At 72.4% G+C, this 17,307-nt stretch carries 16 protein-coding genes; 13 read left to right on the top strand and 3 right to left on the bottom strand.

The window, feature by feature from the left end; genetic code table 11:
* Window positions 1-133 precede the first annotated feature (133 nt).
* The 5 genes from ACH4C6_RS05525 to ACH4C6_RS05545 all read left to right on the top strand — a co-directional run bounded on the left by ACH4C6_RS05525 (window position 134) and on the right by ACH4C6_RS05545 (window position 4,593).
* Complete coding sequence (locus ACH4C6_RS05525; protein WP_398107205.1) at window positions 134-1,480, top strand: hypothetical protein; 1,347 nt, start codon at window positions 134-136, stop codon at window positions 1,478-1,480.
* 227 nt (window positions 1,481-1,707) lie between these two features.
* Window positions 1,708-2,886: a Cmx/CmrA family chloramphenicol efflux MFS transporter gene (locus tag ACH4C6_RS05530; protein WP_398107206.1), complete on the top strand. Its 1,179-nt coding sequence runs from the start codon at window positions 1,708-1,710 to the stop codon at window positions 2,884-2,886.
* Window positions 2,887-3,301: 415 nt separating this feature from the next.
* Entirely contained in the window at window positions 3,302-3,400 is a 99-nt protein-coding gene (locus ACH4C6_RS05535; protein ID WP_398107918.1) for a CGNR zinc finger domain-containing protein, read from the top strand.
* A 180-nt stretch (window positions 3,401-3,580) separates the two neighbouring features.
* On the top strand, window positions 3,581-3,772 hold the full coding sequence (locus ACH4C6_RS05540) for a hypothetical protein (protein ID WP_398107207.1): 192 nt from the start codon (window positions 3,581-3,583) through the stop codon (window positions 3,770-3,772).
* Between the two features lie 269 nt (window positions 3,773-4,041).
* Window positions 4,042-4,593, top strand: a complete 552-nt coding sequence (locus ACH4C6_RS05545) for a YceI family protein (protein ID WP_398107208.1) — start codon at window positions 4,042-4,044, stop codon at window positions 4,591-4,593.
* A gap of 114 nt (window positions 4,594-4,707) precedes the next feature.
* Here ACH4C6_RS05545 and ACH4C6_RS05550 read toward each other — a convergent pair whose 3' ends face one another.
* On the bottom strand, window positions 4,708-5,040 hold the full coding sequence (locus ACH4C6_RS05550) for a glyoxalase superfamily protein (protein ID WP_398107209.1): 333 nt from the start codon (window positions 5,038-5,040) through the stop codon (window positions 4,708-4,710).
* A gap of 380 nt (window positions 5,041-5,420) precedes the next feature.
* Between ACH4C6_RS05550 and ACH4C6_RS05555 the strand changes: the two genes are divergently transcribed.
* Entirely contained in the window at window positions 5,421-5,756 is a 336-nt protein-coding gene (locus ACH4C6_RS05555; protein WP_398107210.1) for a hypothetical protein, read from the top strand.
* A gap of 63 nt (window positions 5,757-5,819) precedes the next feature.
* Here ACH4C6_RS05555 and ACH4C6_RS05560 read toward each other — a convergent pair whose 3' ends face one another.
* Window positions 5,820-6,710, bottom strand: a complete 891-nt coding sequence (locus ACH4C6_RS05560; protein WP_398107211.1) for a transglutaminase domain-containing protein — start codon at window positions 6,708-6,710, stop codon at window positions 5,820-5,822.
* A gap of 168 nt (window positions 6,711-6,878) precedes the next feature.
* On the opposite strand from ACH4C6_RS05560, the gene ACH4C6_RS05565 reads away from it, so the two are divergent.
* The 6 genes from ACH4C6_RS05565 to ACH4C6_RS05590 all read left to right on the top strand — a co-directional run bounded on the left by ACH4C6_RS05565 (window position 6,879) and on the right by ACH4C6_RS05590 (window position 15,367).
* The gene (locus ACH4C6_RS05565) at window positions 6,879-8,387 is read left to right on the top strand and encodes a DUF4246 domain-containing protein (protein WP_398107212.1); all 1,509 of its coding nucleotides are present in this window, start codon (window positions 6,879-6,881) and stop codon (window positions 8,385-8,387) included.
* A 241-nt stretch (window positions 8,388-8,628) separates the two neighbouring features.
* On the top strand, window positions 8,629-9,195 hold the full coding sequence (locus tag ACH4C6_RS05570; protein ID WP_398107213.1) for a GNAT family N-acetyltransferase: 567 nt from the start codon (window positions 8,629-8,631) through the stop codon (window positions 9,193-9,195).
* A gap of 828 nt (window positions 9,196-10,023) precedes the next feature.
* Window positions 10,024-10,938, top strand: coding sequence for a diiron oxygenase (locus ACH4C6_RS05575; protein ID WP_398107214.1), 915 nt, complete (start codon window positions 10,024-10,026; stop codon window positions 10,936-10,938).
* A 38-nt stretch (window positions 10,939-10,976) separates the two neighbouring features.
* Complete coding sequence (locus ACH4C6_RS05580) at window positions 10,977-12,626, top strand: FAD-dependent oxidoreductase (RefSeq protein ID WP_398107215.1); 1,650 nt, start codon at window positions 10,977-10,979, stop codon at window positions 12,624-12,626.
* A gap of 183 nt (window positions 12,627-12,809) precedes the next feature.
* Entirely contained in the window at window positions 12,810-14,567 is a 1,758-nt protein-coding gene (locus tag ACH4C6_RS05585) for an aminotransferase class I/II-fold pyridoxal phosphate-dependent enzyme (protein WP_398107216.1), read from the top strand.
* The gene (locus ACH4C6_RS05590; protein WP_398107217.1) at window positions 14,564-15,367 is read left to right on the top strand and encodes a phosphatidate cytidylyltransferase; all 804 of its coding nucleotides are present in this window, start codon (window positions 14,564-14,566) and stop codon (window positions 15,365-15,367) included. The genes ACH4C6_RS05585 and ACH4C6_RS05590 overlap by 4 nt, the downstream gene beginning before the upstream one ends.
* Window positions 15,368-15,445: 78 nt before the next feature.
* Here the strand turns inward: ACH4C6_RS05590 and ACH4C6_RS05595 are convergent, their stop codons facing one another.
* Window positions 15,446-15,979 (bottom strand): 2'-5' RNA ligase family protein, encoded by a 534-nt coding sequence (locus ACH4C6_RS05595; RefSeq protein ID WP_398107218.1) that lies wholly within the window; start codon window positions 15,977-15,979, stop codon window positions 15,446-15,448.
* Between the two features lie 215 nt (window positions 15,980-16,194).
* Here ACH4C6_RS05595 and ACH4C6_RS05600 point away from each other — a divergent pair, with 215 nt between their 5' ends.
* Window positions 16,195-17,256 carry a fatty acid desaturase family protein gene (locus ACH4C6_RS05600; RefSeq protein ID WP_398107219.1) on the top strand — a complete coding sequence of 354 codons (1,062 nt, stop codon included), beginning with the start codon at window positions 16,195-16,197 and terminating at the stop codon, window positions 17,254-17,256.
* Window positions 17,257-17,307: the final 51 nt, after the last annotated feature.

The following is a 17,307-nucleotide window of genomic DNA, read 5'->3' on the forward strand; positions in this document are numbered from 1 at the left end:
ATCCTTACGGGGCGGGGACGTCTGCGCCCGGCGCGGCGACGGGCGGACGGGTACCGGACGGGTGTCTTACGGACCTCTGACGTCTGCCGGTGTGCACGCCCGGTGCGGCACACCTCGATCTAGCGTGGCGCCGGTGAACCGCGCCTCTCTTCGTGATCTGTGCTCCGCCGCTCTCGCCGCCGGTCTGGTCGCCGCGGCGATTCTGGTCGGACGGCACACCGACGACTTCCGTGACACATTGCGGGTCGGCTGGCCGCCGCTGCTGGCCGACTTCGACCCTCATTTCGGCCCCGGCACCCCGGCGGCCGTCCTCCTGGCGGTCGCCGGCGTGACGTACGGGCCGCGGGTGGCGGCGCGCCTGCCGTGGCGGGCCGTGCCCCTGGGCGCCTGGCTGACGTCCATGGCCTGGATCTGGTCCCTGGCGCTGATCGACGGCCCGCACGCCGGGGTCGCCGTGCGCCTCACGACCCGCCACGAGTACCTGCAGGTCGTCGACCGCTTCCACGACATCCCGGCGGCGCTGGGCGGCTTCACCGAGCACATCCTGCTGCACTCCCCCGACAACTGGCCCGCCCATGTCGCCGGCCATCCGCCCGCGGCCACCCTGACCTTCGTCCTGCTGGACAGGGTGGGTCTGCACGGGGGCGGCTGGGCCGGGGCGTGGTGCATCACCGTGGGCGCCAGTGCCGGTGCGGCGGTCCTGGTCGCCGTGCGCGCACTCGCCTCGGAAGACCTCGCCCGCCGGGCGGCCCCCTTCGTGGTCCTCGCCCCGGCCGCCGTGTGGATGGGCACGTCGGCCGACGCCTACTTCGCGGGGGTGGCCGCGTGGGCCGTCGCCCTGCTCGCCGTGGCCGTCACCAGGCGCTCGTGCGGGGCGGCCGCCGCCTCCGGGCTGCTGTTCGGCCTCACCTGCTACCTCTCCTACGGCCTGACCCTGTTCGCCCCGATCGCCGCGAGCGTGCTGTTCCTCGGGCGTCGCGGGCTGCGCGCCCGGCCCGCGCTGGGGGCGGCCCTCGCGGCGGGCGCGGCGGTCGTCCCCACGCTGTTCACCCTGGCCGGCTTCGACTGGTGGGAGGCGTACCGGCTGCTCGTCACGCGGTACTACCAGGGGGCGGGCGGAGTGCGCCCGTACGGCTACTGGGTGTGGGCGAACCTCGCCTGCACGGTCGTGATCACCGGGCTCGCCACCGCCGCGGGCCTGGCCCGGGCCGCCGGTGTGCCCGCGCGGCTGCGGCGGGAGGGGCCCTCGCCCCAGGGCACGGCTCGGGCGCGGCTGGCGCTCGTGGTCGGTGCCGCGTGCCTCGCCCTCCTCGTCGCCGACCTGTCCGGCATGAGCAAGGCGGAGACCGAACGCATCTGGCTGCCGTTCGCGATGTGGCTGCTGCCCGCGTGCGCCTACCTGACGAGGGCGCGCGGCTGGCTGTGCGCCCAGGTGCTCGTCGCCCTGGCCGTCAACCACCTGCTGCACACCGGTTGGTGACGCACAACCGGGATGCCTCGCGCGGCACCGGTCCGGTAGCGTGCGGGCCATGTCGAGTCCTGAGTCGGACGAGGTGGGGGCTCACGGTCACGCCGTCAGCCCCCTTGCTCACTGAGTCCGCAACCCTGCCGTCGCGCCGCTCTCCGCGGCGTGACACGTGTGCGTTCCCGGGCTGACCGCGGTGACGAGATGACCTCTCGTGCTTCTCCTCACCCCGGAGCCACTCGATGCCTCTTCCCCTGTATCTGCTTGCCGTGGCCGTCTTCGCCATGGGCACCTCGGAGTTCATGCTCGCCGGCCTCCTGCCGGACATCGCCTCGGATCTCGGCGTCCCGGTCGGGACAGCGGGCTCCCTCACCTCGGCCTTCGCGATCGGCATGATCGTCGGCGCCCCGCTCGTGGCCGTGCTCGCCCGTAACCGGTCCACGCGGGCCGGCCTTCTCGTGTTCGTCCTCGTGTTCACGGCGGCCCACGCCGTGGGTGCCGTCGCCACCGGCTTCCCCGTCCTCTTCGCCACCCGGGTCGTCGCGGCGGTCGCGAACGCCGGGTTCCTCGCCGTGGCCCTGACGGCCGCCGTCACGCTCGTCCCGCCCGACCGGAAGGGACGCGCGCTGGCGGTGCTGCTGTCCGGCACCGCACTGGCCACGATCGCCGGTGTCCCCGGCGGGGCCGCGCTCGGCGCTCTGCTCGGCTGGCGTGCGACGTTCTGGGCTGTGGCCCTTCTCTGCCTCCCCGCCGCCCTCGGCATCCTCCGGGGCGTCCCGGCCGGACGTGAGGGGGCCGGGGTGGCGGGGAGGCCCTCGCTGCGGGCGGAGCTCGCCGAGCTCACCCGGCCGCCGCTGCTCCTGGTGATGCTGCTCGGCGCGCTGGTGAACGCGGCCACCTTCGGGAGCCTCACCTTCCTCGCCCCCGTCGTCACCGGCAGCGCCGGGCTGGGCGAGTGGTGGGTCCCCGTCGCCCTGGTGGTCTTCGGCGCCGGCTCGTTCGCCGGCGTCACCGTCGCCGGCCGGCTGTCCGACCGGCGTCCGGGCCGGGTGGTCGCTCTCGGCGGTCCCTTGCTGCTTGCCGGCTGGCCGGCCCTGGCACTGCTCGCCGGCGAGCCGATCGCCCTGTTCCCCCTGCTGTTCGTGCAGGGCGCCCTGTCGTTCGCCCTGGGGAGCACCCTCATCGCGCGGGTCCTGCACGAGGCGGCCGGAGCCCCGACCCTGGCCGGCGCCTACGCCACGGCGGCGCTCAACGCGGGCGCCGCGGCCGGTCCCGTCGCGGCCGCGGCCGCCCTCGGTTCCCCGGCCGGGGAGTCGGGGCCCCTGTGGCTGAGCGGACTGCTGGTCGCCCTCGCGCTGCTCGTCGCGTACCCCGCCCTTCCCGTCCTCACGGGCGGCCGGAGCAGCGAGATGCCCGGGTGACGCCCTCCGGGGTCACGCGGCCGCCCGGCGCAGCCGCGTGGCCCGCAGGGCGTCCACCACGGCGCCGACGGTGAAACGGACGGTACGGGCTCCGTCCCCGGCGATGTCGACCCGCGCGGTGCCGGTGACCTGGAGGGTTCTGCCGGTCGTCCAGTCCGCGAAGAGCAGGCTGGCTCGGGACCCGGGACCCGGGGCTCGAGGCTCGGGACCCGGGGCTCGGGGGCGGGGTGGGGCGTGACCTGCTCACGGGCACCGAGGGGCTGACCGTCTGGCCGGCGAGCAGCAACGCGGAGGCGGCGTCCGGCGTGGGTCAGCCGACCCCACAGGGGGGTCCGGCCCGGACGGCCGCCTACTCCTGCCTGCGGTTGCTGCGTGTCCCGACCCGGTCCGCGGGTGTGCGCGCCCCTCCTGTGCGCTGCGCTTCTTCGACACGTCGCGCGACGGGACGCGCCGCTGGTGCTCCGAGGCGGTGTGCGGCGACCGGGCCGAGGCGTCACGCCAGCACGCGCGGTAGCGCGGGACCCGACGACCGGGCGCCGGGGCAGTGGTAGGTGCGCGGGACGGGGTCGTCGGCCGGTGGCCGTCCCGCTGCCGCGACCTTTCCGCGGACGACGTGCGTCACCCGCGCCTCGGTGGGAACCCGGGCCCCGCAAGTTCGCACCACCAGATCGCACCACCAGAGGAGGTTCGTGGCATGCCCAATCCGCAGCAGCCGGAGCTACGGCGCAACGACAAGGGAGCCGCCACCCCCGAGGACAGTCGCCAGATGAAGGCGGCCCAGCCGGACGGCACCGGAGGCGGTACCCCGCACGGCACGGACAAGGGCGAGAAGGGTGGAGGAGAGGGCGGCGGAGTGCCTCCGGCGCAGCAGCCCGACCACCCCTGAGCCCGGCGCACGACCCGGCCGAACGGCCCCGCTCGGGGCCGTTCGGCGCGTTCCGAGCCTCTTCCGGGTCGGCCGGCGACCGGCCGGGCGCCGAGTCGTCCGCGGCCGCGAAGTGCACCTGAACGCGTTGCAGTGGCGATCGCCGGTCAGGGTGCAATCGCCCGCGGCCGTGCGCGTTGGGCGGGACGGGAATCGCGTGGCGGCCTAGCGTGGCCGGTAACGATCCCGGCGGTCCGCCGCCGATCCGGCTCCCAGGGAGGTTCCTCACCATGACTGTCCCGATCCCCGACCTCACCGGCGACTACGTGCTCGACCCGGCCCACACCCGGATCGGCTTCGTCGCCCGCCACGCCATGGTCACCAAGGTGCGCGGCGCCTTCCACGAGTTCGAGGGCACCGCCCACCTGGACGGCGCCGATCCGGCCCGGTCCAGTGGCCAGGTGGTCATCAAGGCGCAGAGCATCGACACCGGCGTGGAGCAGCGCGACCAGCACCTGCGCACCAACGACTTCCTGGACGCCCCCAATTTCCCCGACATCACCTTCCGCACCACCGAGGTCGAGAAGCGGTCCGACACCGAGTACCGGGTCACCGGCGAGCTCACCATCAAGGACCTGACCAAGCCGGTCACCATCGACTTCGAGTACACCGGCAACGCCGTCGACCCGTTCGGCAACCTGCGCGTCGGTCTGGAGGGCTCGCTGACCATTTCGCGCAAGGAGTTCGGCGTCACCTGGAACGCGGCCCTGGAGGGCGGCGGCGTCCTCGTCGGCGACAAGATCGTCCTGGAGTTCGACATCTCCGCTATCAGACAGGGTTAGCGACCGCGCGAACCCCGCCGGCACACCTGCCCCACGGCGTGCGGGAGCGACCACACGGCGCGGTCCCGGCAGCCGGATCGCGCCGGTACCCCCGTGGGTGATGCCGGCGGCCCGTCATGCGGTGGGCGTGCCGATCCGCAGGCGGTTGCCGTCGGGGTCCCGCAGCTCGATCTCACGTGCCCACGCCGCGTCGCTCACCGTCACACCGAACTCCCGGGCGAGGGTGTCGACATCCCTCACACGGAGGTACACCAGCGTGCCGGGCCGGGCGTCGCCCCGGTGCTCCGACAGGAACAGCCGCAACCCGCCCCGGGCCACCTCGACGAACGCGGGTAGTCCCGGCTCGAAGCGGTGCTCCCACTGCTGGGCGAAGCCGAGCCGCGCATACCAGGCGACCGCCGCCGCAGCGTCCTCGACGCGCAGAATGGGGATGACTTCCTCGTCCATGGCGCCATCGTCCCAGACCGGTCAGGAGGCCCCCGGCTCGCGCGGGACCCACCTCGGCAACGGCGAGCGTGCGCTGCCGACCGAAGTTCATCACCATGGGTTCGACCCTGGAGGGCTTTGCGCAGTTGCTCCGGTCGACAAGCGTGCAATGGAGCAAGCGTTTTCCCGCACAGCGCAGTACTGTGTGGGCGGTTACTCACGATCGTTCCTGTCGCTCTGCTTTCGCAGGACCTTCGCGGAATGACCGCCTTGGTCGATCGGATGGGGGGCCGGCTATGCCTTGGGGGCGGCGGCGAAGAGAGTCTGCACCCGCACCACACGCGGGGACGGACCACCTGGCGTTCGAACTCGCCCACAGCGACTTCCAGATGCTCACCCGGGTGATCGAGCACGCCCGACAGCGCCTGGAGGCGGACAGCGACGCGGACGCGCAGACGATCGGCAACGCCAGCGGGGCGGAACTGCTCCCCCTCCTCCACGCCCGGGCAGGGGCGGTGCCGGCATCCGGTGCCGCGGGCGTGCCGATGCTGGTCAGCGAGATCCGTCATGTGGAAGCCGCAGTGATCAACCTGCAGTCCTACGTCGGCCACGAAACCGTACTGTGCGACGGGCACAGCCTGTTGGAGCGGCTGGCCGTACTTGCCCGAGAGGCCCGCACCGGGCGGATCGTGGACGGCGTGCTGAGACTTCCCCATCCGCAGGCCCCGTGCGGGTGACGGCGGGAGAGGGGTGGTGGGCCGGGCCGTGAGCGGCGCTGCCACCGTCGGCCTGCGTGGCGCTCAGCTGCGAGCTCCTGCGGCCCAGCGCCCGAGGATCGGCTCGGCCAGCAGCCTGGCCGGGGAGCAGAGGGTCTGGCCGTGCTGGGCGAAGAGCTCGTCCCGTGAGTCGAAACGACCGAGGTCTGCCAGGACGTAGGAGGACAAGTCGCAGCTCCTCGCGGTGACGTCGTCGCCGGTCCGGCTTCCGGTGGCCGCATCCACGGTACCCCCGGTGGCCGTCCCCGTCGGGCAGACGGTGACCCCGTCCCAGTCGACGGCCGTCCGGGACAGCGCCTCGAACAGCGTCTCCGGTCCTCTGTTGGTGAAACCGCCCTCATCCCGTCGGTTAAGTCGGCTCAGGTCACCGAAGATCTCGGACGCCGTCAACCACTCCACACCCGTTCCCCCGTTCTCCCCCGCACCGGCCGAAGCCGCCCCGCCCTCCGCCTCGATGAGGAACTCCGGCCAGGCCAGCACGACGCGGTCGGGCACGATCTGCCGCATGCGCGGGAAGCGCGGGTACCAGAACGCTCCGTCCACCAGCAGGCCCCGGACCCGGGTCGCGGTCCCGCTCGCCCTGGCGACCGCCTCCAGGACCGCGAGCCGCTGGCTGCACGAGCCTCGGCCCCTGCGGAGCACCTGGGACACCGGTCGCTCGTCCTGCACGGAGTAGACGGGACGCACCGCGTCGGTGATCACACCGTGAGCTCGCCGAAGCAGGTCGATCCGGGCACCGGCTCGGGAGCCGGCTCCTCGCTCGGAGTGCGGTGTCGCCACGTCGATGTCGCGGAGCAGCGCGGTGACACGGCCGTCGGTCCAGTCGAGGACGGCTGTCGGCGCCGTGCTCCCGGTCACGTGCCGTGGAGCGTCGACGAACGCGCGTCTTCTCGGCGTCAGCAGTGAACTCGTCATGGCAGTGGTTCCTCCCCCGCCGGGTGAGCAGCACACCGGCCGGGCTCATACTGACAGAGCTTTTGAACGCGTTCAACCAGCGCGGTCCGCTCGCAGGAGAGTCCGGCGATGTCAGTGCACTGTCGTAGTCTTCCCGCCACCGCACACCGACCCGGAGGACCGAAGAACGTGTCCAGCTCGCCCCCGTTCCCCCTGCCCTTCCAGGCATCCCGTTCCACGGCGTTCGCACGACCGCGGACCTTGCGGGAACTGCAGATGATGGAGTGCAGCGCCCACATACGGGCGAAACCGGGGTGGTTCGACAAGATGAACGACCCGGGCATCGTCGCGACGTGGACGCGGGAAGCGGTCGCCCAGGGGCTGACCGAAGCGCAGGTCGCCTTCGTCGTCGCGGAACTGGCGCACTACGCCGCGCTGCGGGACGAGCGGACGGGCATCGAAGTGGCCGCCGTCGACGGAGTGTGGCAGTCGGACACGCTGGTCGACGACACCCTCCGATCGCGCCTGCGCGACGCCGTCAAAGTCCTGGAAGAGGTTCCCGAGGCGGAGCGGGACTGGCATCCGGGATCGGACGGCCAGGTGCTGGACCTGGTGCATCCCTCGCTGTTCTGCCTGGTGAGGGAGGTCAGCGGCGCACCGGAGCGGGCCTGGCGGAACCCGACGGACCGCTACTCGAAGCACGAGTTCTCCGAGCGTTTCCAGTGGCTGCCCACGGACGTCGACGTCGACGACGAGGGTGACGTCACCTTCCGCTCCTACATCAACAACGTGCATCCCGAGAAGCACCGAGAACTGGCCTCCGTCCTGCCGGAGTTGTTCGCCCGGATGCGTCCCCTGTGGGAGAACGTGCTCACCGACCTGCGGCATCCGCGCCCTCTGCGGATCGAAGCCGATCCGTACGGTTGGTACGACTCGGAGCCGGAGTACCCCGACAAGGCTTCCTTCACCGACGAAGCGGCCTACGCGGAGGCCTACCGCGCGTGGCAGCAGGCCCTTGACGCATGGTGGGAGAACCGCCGCCCGGTCGTTCCGGACGCCCCCGCCTTCACGCCACCCGCGGTGCCCGATGGGTCCGCGCGTGTGGACCTCCGCGGTCGCCGCCTCCAGGTCATCGTCAAACTCGCCACCCTTCATCTCACCCCGGACAAGCCCGAGTATCCCGGCGGTTCCTGGCATGTCGAGGGAATGCTGAACGAGCGGATCGTCTCGACCGGCATCTACTACTGGGACAGCGACAACATCACCGAGAGCCGGCTGGGTTTCCGCACGGCACTCGACGACCCGGACTACGAGCAGAACGACGACAACGGCTTGCGAGAGGTCTACGGCTTGGAGGACGAGGACGCGCTGAACCAGGTGCTCGGATCGGCGCCGACCCCGGCGGGCCGCTGCCTGGCGTTCCCGAACACCCTGCAGCACCGCGTCGGTTCGTTCCGACTGAAGGACCCCGCACGGCCGGGTCACCGCAAGATCCTCGCGTTCTTCCTGGTCGATCCGTCGGAACGGATCGTCTCGACGTCCGACGTTCCCCCGCAGCAGCCCTGGTCCGGCACCTCGACCATGACGCTCGACCAGGCCAAGGCGTACCGCGAGGAACTCATGCGGGAACGCAAGTTCTTCGTCGCCGAACACAACGAGCAGCTCTACGAGCGGGAGTTCTCCCTCTGCGAGCACTGAAATGCCCCGTGGTCGCTCCCCTGTCGTCCGCGCCCGGCGGCACGAGCCGGGCGCGTGCGACGATCAGGCGGTGAAGACATCTGATCTGGTTGCCGCACGAAGGCTCCTGACCGACGCCCTGTCCGTGGTGGCGGCCGATGCACCGACCCAGACCGCCTGGCACGGTCTGAACGCCCAGTGACTGCGGTGCTTGATGGGCCAGGGCCGGCAGTGCCCGCGATCGAGAGAAGCGACGAGCGTCATGACTGACATGTGGACGGGTGAGAAGGTACGGCTTCGCGGCGTCGAGCCGGAGGACTGGCAGGGTTTCCGTGACCTTGCCCGGCACACCGTCGACGTCCGCAACGCCGACGTCGTCGAGCCGCCGCGCTCCGAGGAGAGCTTCCGCATCTGGACTGCGGAGCGCGCCGGCCGTCCACCGGGCGGGGACGCGTTCCGGCTGGTCATCGAGGCGTTGAACGAGCGTACCTTCGCGGGGTCCGTGACAGTCGGCGAGACCGACCGCCGGGCCGGGCGGTTCAGGACCGGCATCGAGGTCGACCCGGGCAGTCGCCGGAAGGGATACGCGGTCGAGGCCATGGAGCTGACCTTGACCTACATGTTCGCCGAACAGCGCCTCAACAAGTGCGAAGTGGAGATCTACGCCTTCAACGACGCGTCCCTCGCCCTCTGTCGCAAGCTCGGCTTCGTCGAGGAAGGGCGGCTTCGCCAGCACGAGTTCTTCGCCGGCGACTACCACGACGTCGTCCTCATGGGCCTCACCGCGTCCGAGTACTGGGCCACCCGTCGGCCTCCGTCGGTGCGGTGAACCCGGAAAACCCGGTGACCTCGAGGACGTGTTCAGCAGGAACTGCTGCAGGACGAAGAACTGCTGCCGCACGACGAGGAACTGCTGCCGCACGAGGACGAGCTGCTGCCGCACGACGAGGAACCGGAGCCGCAGGACGAGGAGCTGCCGCACGAGGAACCGCCGCCCGAGCAGCCACCGGACGAGCCGTCGCCGCCCGGCGCCCACCAGGACGAGTGGTCGACCGGGCTCCCGGCACCGTGCGTCGTCGACGCTCCGTACGGAGCGCCCGCGGCGCCGGCGCTGCCACCGGTCGACCACGCTCCACGTCGCGCCCCGGCGCCCGGACCGTACGCCGCCGCCCGTACCCCCAGGTCGTTCCAGGCGCGGTGCCATGCCCGGCGCACCAGCCAGGTCACCACCGTGACGGCCACCAGGACGAACCCACCCACCAACACGAATGCGATCAACACAGCGTCCCCCTTACGCCGGGCGGTGCCCGGATTGCCCGCAGTATGCCCGGCATGGGGACCACCGGTATCGCTTCTTGAGCAAGTCCAGAGCTTCGGCGCCGTCCCGCCCCGTGCGGCGGGACGGCGCCGATGGTCGTTCCGGAGGAACCACTGCCTACCGAGGGGTAGGCCGAGCACCGCCCCTTGTTATACATTCCGTCTAACAAGAGGGCCCGGCGGTGGACCGCGCCGCGCGTCACCTCGTGGCCGCGTCACGCCCGGCGGCACCTCCGCAGACCCCGCGGAGCGCCCCTGGCGCACCGGACGGCCCTGCCCCACCGATCGCATGTGCCACAGACGGAGACGGACCGTCACTCGAGACTGAGGAGTTGAGAGCATGGCAAGCAGCACGGCCCGGCCCGGAGTCGAGCGCGACACCCGGACCGGCGAAGTCGCCGGCCGACTGCTCGACTCGGCCGCGACACTGTCGTACGACCCCGCGACCGAGGTGGACTGGGAGACACCCCTCGACAAGGACTTCCACGGCGCCAGCCCGGAGTGGAGCACCCTGTACGGCACGTCGTACTGGAACGAGCTCTCCGAGGCGCAGCGCAAGGAGCTGACGCGGCAGGAAGCCGCCTCCGTGGCCAGCACCGGCATCTGGTTCGAGATGATCCTCCAGCAGCTGATCCTCCGGGACGTCTACGCCAAGGACCCGACCGACGACACGGTCCAGTGGGCCCTCACCGAGATCGCGGACGAGTGCCGGCACTCGATCATGTTCGCCCGCGGCGCCCGGAAGCTCGGGGCACCGGCCTACCGGCCCCGCCGCCTGGCGATCGAACTGGGCCGGGCCTTCAAGACGCTGGCGTTCGGCGAGGCCGCCTACGCGGCGATCCTCGTCGCCGAGGAAGTCCTCGACGTCATGCAGCGCGACTGGATGCGGGACGAGCGGGTCGTGCCGTTCGTGAGGACCATCAACAACATCCATGTGGTCGAGGAGTCCCGCCACATGAAGTTCGCCCGCGAGGAGACCCGGCGGCATCTGGCGAAGGCCGGGCCGGTCCGCCGGCACATCCACGCGTTCGTGATCGCCGTGGCGGCGTACGTCATCGTCACGAGCATGGTGAACGAGTCCGTCTACGCCAACTCCGGGCTCGACCCCGAGCGGGCACGCGCCGAGGCACGCGCCAACGAGCACCACAAGGCGATGATGCGCTCCAGCTGCGCCGGCCTGATGGAGTTCCTCGCCTCGGCGGGGCTGCTGACCAAGCCGGCGCTGGCGTTCTACCAGCGCGCCCACCTCATCTGACCAGCCCCCAGGCAGCGCTGTTCGAGCAGAGCGGACCCATGACCTACGCCATCACCCAGACCTGCTGCGCCGATGCCACCTGCGTCGCCGTCTGCCCGGTCAACTGCATCCACCCCACCCCTCAGGAGCGGGCGTTCGGCAGCACCGAGATGCTGTACGTGGACCCCAGGGCCTGCATCGACTGCGGCGCGTGCGCCGACGCGTGCCCGGTCGACGCCGTCTTCCCCGTGGACCGGCTGACCGGCCCGCAGAAGGCGTACGCCGACATCAACGCCGCCTACTTCGCCGAGGCGCCGGCACCCGAACTCCCCGAGGAGAGCCCGAACTTCCACGTCTGGGACGGGCCCGTGTTCGACCGGGTCCTGCCGGCGGACTTCCGGCCGTTGCGGATCGCCGTCGTCGGCACGGGGCCGGCCGGCATGTACACCGCCCAGGACCTGCTGCTGCACACCAACGCCGAGGTCACGCTCGTCGACCGGCTGCCGGTCGCGGGCGGGCTCGTGCGGTTCGGCGTCGCCCCCGACCATCCCACGACCAAGCAGATCGGCGACACCTTCGCCCGCTTCCACGCCCACCCGCGGGTGCGGATGCTGCTGGGGCTGGAGGTCGGCGCACACGTGTCGGCGCAGGAACTCGCCGCCCACCACGACGCGGTGGTGTACGCGGTGGGGGCGTCCGCCGACCGCCGGCTCGGCCTCCCCGGGGAGGATCTGGCGGGCAGCCTGTCCGCCACGACGTTCGTCGCCTGGTACAACGCCCACCCGGACGTCGCCCCCGACGCGGTCGACCTGTCCGCCGAGCGCGTGGTCGTGGTGGGCAACGGCAACGTCGCCCTGGACGTGGCCCGCATCCTGGTCACCGACCCCGAGCAGCTCGCCGGCACCGACATCGCCGACCACGCGCTGCGCGCCCTGCGCGACTCCCGCGTGCGCGAGGTCGTCGTCCTGGGCCGCCGCGGCCCGGAGAACGCCGCCTGCACGCGGCCGGAACTGCTCGCCCTGACCCACCTGCCCGGTGTGGACCTGATCGTGGACGACCACGATCCCCGCACCGGCCGCGCCATCGAGGCCGCCGGGCCGCACGACATCGCCGCGGTGCTGCGGGAGGTGCGGCGCGAGGAACTCGACTGGTCTGGGGCGCCCGGTGCGGGCCGGCGCATCGTGCTGCGCTTCCACTCCGCGCCCACGGAGATCGTGGGAACCGACGCGGCGGCGGTTCGGGCCGTGCGCGTCACCGACGCACGCGGGGAAGCCCTGATCCCCGCCACGTCCGTGCTGCGGGCCATCGGCTACCGCGGGACGCCGGTTCCCGGGCTGCCGTTCGACGAGACGACGGGAACCGTTCCGCACGACGAGGGCCGGGTCGCCGGGATGCCGGGTGCCTACGTCGTCGGATGGATCAAGCGCGGTTCGTCCGGAGGCATCGGCACCAACCGGGCCTGCGCCGCCGAAACGGTGAGCAGCCTGCTCGCAGACGCCGTCGCCGACGTCCTCGAGCCGCCCGCCCACTCGGCGAGGTCCTTCCAGCGGCTGGCCCGCCGCCGAGCACCGCGCCTCGTCGACGCACGGGGCATGGCGGCCATCGACCGGGCCGAGCGCCTGCGCGGCGGACCGGACGGCAGACCCCGCAGGAAGCTGGCCACGGTGACCGAGCTGGTCACCGCGTCACGGCGTGGACCGGCCCTCTGACGACCGGGGAGCAATACGTCCCGACAGCACGCCCAGGATCCGAACACGCCGACGGCGCACAGCCGGTCGGGCCGCTCACCGCCTGAGTACCCGTACTCAGACCGTCCGAGCTGTCCTACCCTGCTCCACCAAGATCGGCCGACGTCACACTGAACCCCCTTGGTCCCGACCGAAGAGGTTCCGATGAGCCGTCCCCTCACCCTGCGCTCCGCAGACGCCGACGACATGGTGTGGATCCATGAACTCCGGCACCGTGTCTACGCGGAGGAGCTCGGCCAGCACCCGCGCAACAGCGAGGGACGGCTGGTCGACGGGTTGGACGGCGACAACGTCTACCTGGTCGCCGCGCGGGACGCGGACCGCCTCGGGTTCGTGAGCGTGACGCCGCCGTGGGTGGGACGGTACGGGCTGGACAAGTACCTGACCCGGGCCGAACTCCCGCTCCTGGACGGGCCCGACGTCTTCGAGGTGCGGCTGCTCACCGTCGAGCCGCGGGCCCGCTTCGGCGCGTCGGGCCTCCTGCTGATGTACGCGGCACTGCGCTGGATCGCCTCCCGGGGCGGGCGGCACGTGGTGGCCATGGGCCGCTCCGACCTGATCGGCATGTACCGGGCGGCGGGTCTGCGTCCGGCCGGCCGCACCGTCCGCAGCGGCGCGGTCGACTTCGAGGTGCTGACGGCAGAGGTGGCGGAGCTGTCCCGCTGCGCGACGGGACGGCATGCGGGGGCCCTGGCGCGCGCGGCGGCCGGCGTGGACTGGCGACTGGACGCCCCGTTCGCGCCCGGGCCCGACGGCTGCGAGCACGGTGGTGCCTCGTTCACCGCGATCGGGACGGACTTCCGCACGCTCGAACGGCGTCGCGAGGTCGTCACGGCCGATGTGCTCGACGCCTGGTTCCCACCGGCCCCCGCGGCACACGCCGTGCTCACCGAGGACGCCGGCTGGGTCGCCCGCACCTCGCCCCCGACCGGTGCGGAGGGCATGCTCGCGGAGCTCGCCTCCGTCCGCGGGCTGCCCCCGCGGACGCTCGCTGTCGGCTCCGGCTCCTCCGACCTGATCTTCCGGGCCTTCGGCCGCTGGCTGACCCCGGCGAGCCGGGTCCTGCTGATGGACCCGGGCTACGGCGAGTACGCCCACGTCACGGAACGGGTGATCGGCTGCCGCGTGGACCGGTTCCGGCTGCGGCGCGAGGAGGGCTGGCGCATCGATCCGGGGAGGCTGTCGGCGGTCGTCGCCGACGGCTCGTACGACCTCGTGGTCGTGGTCAACCCGAACAACCCGACCGGCCGCCACGCACCGGCCGGCGAGCTGGCCGCGGTGATCGCGGCGGCGCCCGCCCACACCCGGTGGTGGATCGACGAGGCGTATCTCGGGTACGTCGACCCCTCCGAGTCCCTCGCCCCGCTCGCCGCGCGGGACCCGCGTGTGGTGGTCTGCACCTCGATGTCGAAGACGTACGCCCTGTCCGGAGTGCGGGCCGCGTACCTGGTGGCCGAGCCCGGCACGGCCGCGGAGCTGCGCCGATGGACGCCCCCGTGGGCGGTGAGCCTGCCGGCCCAGCTCGCGGCGGTGGCGGCGCTGCGCGATCCGGGCTACTACGCCGACCGGTTGCAGCGCACGCACGAGTTGCGCGCGCTGCTCGCGGCGGACCTGGCCGCTGTCGACGACTCCGTCACGGTCGAGGAGTCGGTGGCCAACTTCCTCACGCTCACACTGCCTCGGGGCGGGCCGAGCGCCGCGTCCCTGGTCGCGGAGTGCCGGCGGCACGGTGTCCACCTGAGGGACCTGTCACCGCTCTCGCCGGCGTACGAGGGCCGCACGGTGCGTGTCGCGGTCCGCGACACCGGCGAGAACGCCCGCATCGTGGACGCGTACCGAGCCGCTCTCGGCGAACTGCCGCTGCGTGAGCGCACGTTGTCGGCCGCCGGGGCCGGGCGGTGACCTCGGTGGCCGCGCTGGCTCCGTGGCTGGGCGGTGCTCTGCTGGTGAGTGGCGTGGCGGTGGGGACGTCGCGGCGAAGGGAGTTGGTCACCCGGTGGTGTGCGTGGGCGGTGGGTGTGCCGGTGGTGACGGCCGCGTTCTGGTGGGGGCGGCCCGGGATCACCCTGCTTGCCGCAGTCGTCGCGGTCGTCGCGGTGCTGGAGTTCGGGGCGTTGGCTCGGCTCCCCCGCCCCGACCGGGCGGTGCTGGCGTCGGCCGTGCCCGCTCTGATCGCCGCCGCCGCGTGGGCGCCCGATCAGGTCGGCCGGGTCGCGGGTGCCGGGGCGCTGGCCCTGGTCGCCGTGCTCCTGGTGAGCGGCGACGCGGACGACGGGCTGCGGCGGCTCGGCACGGGGTTGCTCGGCCTGCTCTGGCTGGGGGTGCTGGCCGGCCTCGCGCCGCTGGGCGCGCTCGGTCTGGCGCTCTTCGCCGCGGTGTCGGTCGCCGACGTGGTGGCGTACTTCGCCGGGCAGCGGCTGGGTGGGCCGCTGCTGTCGCGGCTGTCGCCGGCCAAGCGGTGGAGTGGCACGCTGTGCGGCGCGGCAGCGGGCCTCGCGGTCCTCGCGCTGCTGTCGGCGTGGAGCTGGCAGGCGGCACTCGCGGTGGCCGTGGGCGGCCCGGCGGGCGACCTGGTGGAGTCCCTCGTCAAGCGCGGTGCCGGGGTCAAGGACTCCGGTCGATGGCTGGCGGGAGCCGGAGGACTCCTGGACCGGATCGACTCCCTGCTGGGCGCACTGGCGGTGGCGGTCCTCCTGGGCTGAGGGGTCCCGCTCGGGCAGGGAGGGCCGCACACTCGATCAGCCGTCTTCACGCGCGCTGTTGCCCTCCCGGGCGGCAGCTCACTCACGGGGATCCAGGACCTCCAGGGCACCGGTCACGGTGTCGTAGCTGCGCAGGGTCGTGAGCTGCAACGGAGAGGGTGGGGGCGGCAGCAGTGCGGGGATCCGCCGGTCGGCGAAGGCGCCGGCGCGCCTCGTGCGGCCGAGGGTGATGTGCGGGGCCCAGCGATCGGGCTCGTGGAAGGGGTTGAGCGTGTCGGCGGGGCTGTCCGCGGCCACCGCGTCCCACACCCGGCGGTGCAGTGCGACCAGGGCGGCGTCGAGTTCCAGCTCCCAGGCGAGCACCGAGGTGGGCCGTTCGAAGCGGACGACGCCGGTGCACCGCGCGAGCAGCGGCAACGTGGCGGCGACCTCGGTCAGCTCCCAGCGGATGGGTGCGGTCAGCTCCGGACAGGTGGCCAGGGTGATGTGCGGGCTGTTGGTCGGTGAGCGGTGGCGCGCCTGACTGGGCAGCCCCGCGTCCGCGAGCCGGCGCCAGGCCTCCCGGACCTCGTGCTCCGCACCCTCATCCAGCAGCAACTCGACCGTGCGCACGGTCGCAGCCTACCGATCGCGAGGGGCCGGGTCGTGGTGACGGCCCTGCGGGCCGAGCGTGAGTGATTCCACGATGGTGCCGGAGGGCCGACCGCGTCGCACCGCGGTGCCCTCTCGCGCTGCGGCTCTCCCCAGGTGGGAGGTGGTGCTACCTCCACCTTGATCAGGGGGAGCACTCCATTCTGCGGGCGGCGGGTCGCCCGGACACTGAGGGCATGACGAATTCCCTTGTCCTTCCGGTCGATCCGCCGGCGTCAGCCGGCCGAGGCACGCAGCGGGGTGGCAGCGACTTCGCGGAACTGTCACGGCGGATGGCGGAGGCCGGACTTCTCCGGCGGCGTCCGCTGTACTACTCGGTGCGCTTCGGGCTGGTCGCTGCCGCTCTCGCGGGCTGCGTCGGCGCGTTCGTGGCCCTGGGGGACAGTTGGGTCCAACTGGTCGTCGCCGTCGCCCTGGCCGCTGTCTTCGGGCAGCTCGGGCTGGCCGCGCACGACCTGGCCCACCGGCAGGTCTTCTCACGTCGCCGGCCCAGCGAGGCGGGCGGACTGCTCGTGGCCGACCTGCTGCTGGGCATGAGCTACGGGTGGTGGATGAACAAGCACACCCGGCATCACGCCCATCCCAACCACGAGGGCAAGGACCCGGACGTCTCGCCGGACATCCTCGTGTGGTCACAGCGGCAGGCGCGCAAGGCCAAGGGATTGCCGGCCTTCGTCGGGAAGCACCAGGCCGCGCTCTTCTTCCCGTTGCTGACCCTGGAAGGACTGAATCTCAGCTTCAACAGTTTCCGGTCCCTGACGAGCCCGTCGATGAAGAAGCCGGTGCTGGAGGGGACGCTGCTCGTGGCGCATTTCGCGGTGTATCTCGGCGGCCTGTTCACGGTCCTCTCGCCGGTCAAGGCGCTCGTCTTCCTCGCGGTCCACCAGGGCCTGTTCGGGGTCTATCTCGGTTCGGTGTTCGCTCCCAACCACAAGGGCATGCCGATGATCGAGGAGGGAACCCGGCTGGACTTCCTGCGCCGCCAGGTGCTCACCTCCCGCAACGTGCAGGGCGGCGTGCTGATCGACGTCTTCATGGGCGGGCTCAACTACCAGATCGAGCACCACCTCTTCCCCAGCATGCCGACGCCCGCCCTGGCCAGGGCCCAGCACATCACCGAACGGTACTGCGCCGAGCTGGGCGTCCCCTACCACCAGACCGGGCTGATCGAGTCGTACGGCCTGGCGCTGCGGCATCTCAGGAGCGTCGGCGAGCCGCTGCGGGCCCGGGAGGGCTGACACGCCCGCGGTGCAGCCCCGGCGGGGCTCCGGGCGTCGCGGGCCGGGCAT

Source organism: Streptomyces sp. NPDC017943, from assembly GCF_044328425.1.
Lineage (GTDB): Bacteria > Actinomycetota > Actinomycetes > Streptomycetales > Streptomycetaceae > Streptomyces > Streptomyces djakartensis_A.

Excerpts from the sequence above, each read along its gene's own strand:
- ACH4C6_RS05530 (WP_398107206.1), top strand. The coding sequence starts at position 1,708 with ATGCCTCTTCCCCTGTATCTGCTTGCCGTGGCCGTCTTCGCCATGGGC.
- ACH4C6_RS05540 (WP_398107207.1), top strand. The coding sequence starts at position 3,581 with ATGCCCAATCCGCAGCAGCCGGAGCTACGGCGCAACGACAAGGGAGCC.
- ACH4C6_RS05545 (WP_398107208.1), top strand. The coding sequence starts at position 4,042 with ATGACTGTCCCGATCCCCGACCTCACCGGCGACTACGTGCTCGACCCG.
- ACH4C6_RS05550 (WP_398107209.1), bottom strand. The coding sequence starts at position 5,040 with ATGGACGAGGAAGTCATCCCCATTCTGCGCGTCGAGGACGCTGCGGCG.
- ACH4C6_RS05560 (WP_398107211.1), bottom strand. The coding sequence starts at position 6,710 with ATGACGAGTTCACTGCTGACGCCGAGAAGACGCGCGTTCGTCGACGCT.
- ACH4C6_RS05570 (WP_398107213.1), top strand. The coding sequence starts at position 8,629 with ATGACTGACATGTGGACGGGTGAGAAGGTACGGCTTCGCGGCGTCGAG.
- ACH4C6_RS05575 (WP_398107214.1), top strand. The coding sequence starts at position 10,024 with ATGGCAAGCAGCACGGCCCGGCCCGGAGTCGAGCGCGACACCCGGACC.
- ACH4C6_RS05580 (WP_398107215.1), top strand. The coding sequence starts at position 10,977 with ATGACCTACGCCATCACCCAGACCTGCTGCGCCGATGCCACCTGCGTC.
- ACH4C6_RS05585 (WP_398107216.1), top strand. The coding sequence starts at position 12,810 with ATGAGCCGTCCCCTCACCCTGCGCTCCGCAGACGCCGACGACATGGTG.
- ACH4C6_RS05600 (WP_398107219.1), top strand. The coding sequence starts at position 16,195 with ATGACGAATTCCCTTGTCCTTCCGGTCGATCCGCCGGCGTCAGCCGGC.